2 protein-coding genes are annotated in these 2271 nt (G+C 47.9%); one reads left to right on the forward strand and one right to left on the reverse strand.

The genetic code is table 11. The features are described 5' to 3' along the window. The first annotated feature begins 108 nt into the window (after nt 1–108). A complete protein-coding gene (locus PSSD_RS25725; protein ID WP_058974209.1) occupies nt 109–1515 on the forward strand; it encodes an ISNCY family transposase in 1407 nt (468 codons plus the stop codon). 20 nt (nt 1516–1535) lie between these two features. On the opposite strand, the gene PSSD_RS25730 is transcribed toward PSSD_RS25725, so the two are convergent. After that, complete coding sequence (locus PSSD_RS25730; RefSeq protein ID WP_058974210.1) at nt 1536–2168, reverse strand: DUF6904 family protein; 633 nt, start codon at nt 2166–2168, stop codon at nt 1536–1538. Nucleotides 2169–2271: the final 103 nt, after the last annotated feature.

A 2271-nucleotide genomic window follows, 5' to 3' on the forward strand; every position in this document is an offset into this window, starting at 1 on the left:
TTGTAGCACCCCAATAGTAATGTCCGTTTGTGGCTCAATAAACATGACCGCGTTATGGTACCTCTCAAAGCGTCGTTTTCAGTCTGTAAAACTACCGGGAGGCTTGTCATGATTGCAGATAGCTCAGGGGTATTTACGTTGAAAGAGATTAACCGGGTCAAAGTCATTCAAGATGTTATCGAGCGCCGCCTTACCACGCACCGCGCAGCGGAACTTCTGGAGATCAGCGACAGACAATGTCGTCGGCTTCTGGTGCGTTACCGCGAAGAAGGCCCGCTTGGTCTGACGCACAAGCGTCGCGGTGCGCGTGGCAACCGGCAGCTCATGCCAGGGCTGGCTGAAATGGCGCTGGAACTTATCAGAACGCGCTACGCTGATTTTGGACCCACTCTGGCATGTGAGAAGCTCGAAGAACTGCATGATCTGCGCCTCGGTAAAGAAACCGTGCGCCGGATTATGACCCGGGCCGGTCTGTGGATCCCCCGTAAACAGAGAGCTGCACACATCCCGCAGCCCCGGTACCGCCGGCCTTGTACTGGCGAGCTGATACAGATTGACGGCTGCGATCATGACTGGTTTGAAGGACGTGGCCCCGCCTGCACCGCTCTGGTTTACGTTGATGACGCTACCAGCCGGATTATGGAGCTCCTTTTCGTCAAATCGGAATCTACCTTTTCATATTTTGAAGCTACGCGACGTTATATCCTCAAACACGGGAAACCTCTGGCGCTGTACAGCGACAAAGCAGGTGTTTTCCGTGTTAACAACAAGAGTGCGACCGGTGGTGATGGTCACACGCAATTTGGTCGGGCGATGTATGAGCTGAATATTCACACGATCTGTGCTGAGACCAGCCAGGCTAAAGGCCGCGTGGAGCGTGCCCATCTGACTCTGCAGGATCGCCTGGTCAAGGAGTTCAGACTGCATGGGATCAGCTCAATTGAAGAAGCCAATGCATTTGCAGAGGAATATATTGCCGATTACAACCGACGTTTCGGCAAAGTGCCGAGACACGACTTTGATGTTCACCGCCCACTTGAAACCGATGATGACCTGAACCTTATTCTGTCCGTCCGGGAAAAGCGCAAGGTGTCTAAATCACTGACGGTGCAATACGATAAAATGCTGTATCTGATTGAGGACAGTGATTACAGTCGGCGCGCCATGGGTAAATATATCGACGTCTACCATTATCCTGACGACAAAAAAGAACTCCGCCTTAACGGCATTGTACTTCCCTACTCTACTTACGACCGATTGTCGGAAATTGATCAGGGTGCGATAGTCGATAACAAGCGGCTTGGCAGAACGCTGGAGTTAATCCAGCTGGTGCAGGAAAAACGAGATGACACCCGCTCCCAGTCCGTGCCTGCCGGCGAAGGGCCTTCACGGCGCCGCGCAGAGTCAGCGGGAAAAAAGTCTCAGCGTTCACTGGATCAGAATGACGTGCTTGACGCACTGATACAGCTTCAGTCCCGTTCAGAAGATTTTTTCGGGAAGAAGTCTGGCAAATAACATGAATAAAATATTTCTGATTACCAGATTATATTTTCAGGCCATTCACAGTCTGTATTCATTATCAGATTGATCATTTTCACATCTTGCTTATCTTTTGTGAATTTAATCCAGTATTCGTCGAAAGAACAAAGTATTTTATCCAGCTGTTCCTTTCTGTCTTTAGGTGAAAGATTGATAAAATAGCAGCACCGGCTGTCAATGCTGTCCTCCAGCCAGTCATAATCAGAATTCGATGCGTTTTTAGCGGTTTTAATTACATCGCCAAAACGGTCTGGAATTAATTGTTTAAGTGCAGATTCCAGAATGAATTCAAATGAGTACATTACAGAGAGTTTCGCTTTATCTGTTTCTATATAACCCATTGAATCTCTGATAATTGCAGCCTGAAGCAGCACAAGGGGCCAGAGTAGTTCCACACCGTAAAGCTGGTAGGTATCACTGTGTTCGTAGAGATACTCATCTGTTCGCCGCTGGCCTTCCAGGGCTTTACGAATGTCGTAAGCAAGCGCGAGCATAAACCCTTCTTTATTCTTTATCAAAGGGCTCTCATCCACAATATAATGAATAAATTCATAGAGTTCATTCAAAGATGCACTATCTCCCCAGAACACAATACCGCCATTATTGGGAGTCAGTTCGAATCGAAACATAAGCTTAACCTTCTCATGCCAACAGAAAGAAAAGTCTACCAGTAAAATATAATGAGGACATTTCAATTGAGCCTGAGAGCGGTCACTTTAAATGAGGTTTGAC

This window comes from Type-D symbiont of Plautia stali (assembly GCF_001485335.1).
Classification (GTDB): domain Bacteria; phylum Pseudomonadota; class Gammaproteobacteria; order Enterobacterales; family Enterobacteriaceae; genus Pantoea; species Pantoea vagans_C.

Coding starts and splice junctions, on each gene's coding strand:
- PSSD_RS25725 (WP_058974209.1), top strand. CDS start 109: ATGATTGCAGATAGCTCAGGGGTATTTACGTTGAAAGAGATTAACCGG.
- PSSD_RS25730 (WP_058974210.1), bottom strand. CDS start 2,168: ATGTTTCGATTCGAACTGACTCCCAATAATGGCGGTATTGTGTTCTGG.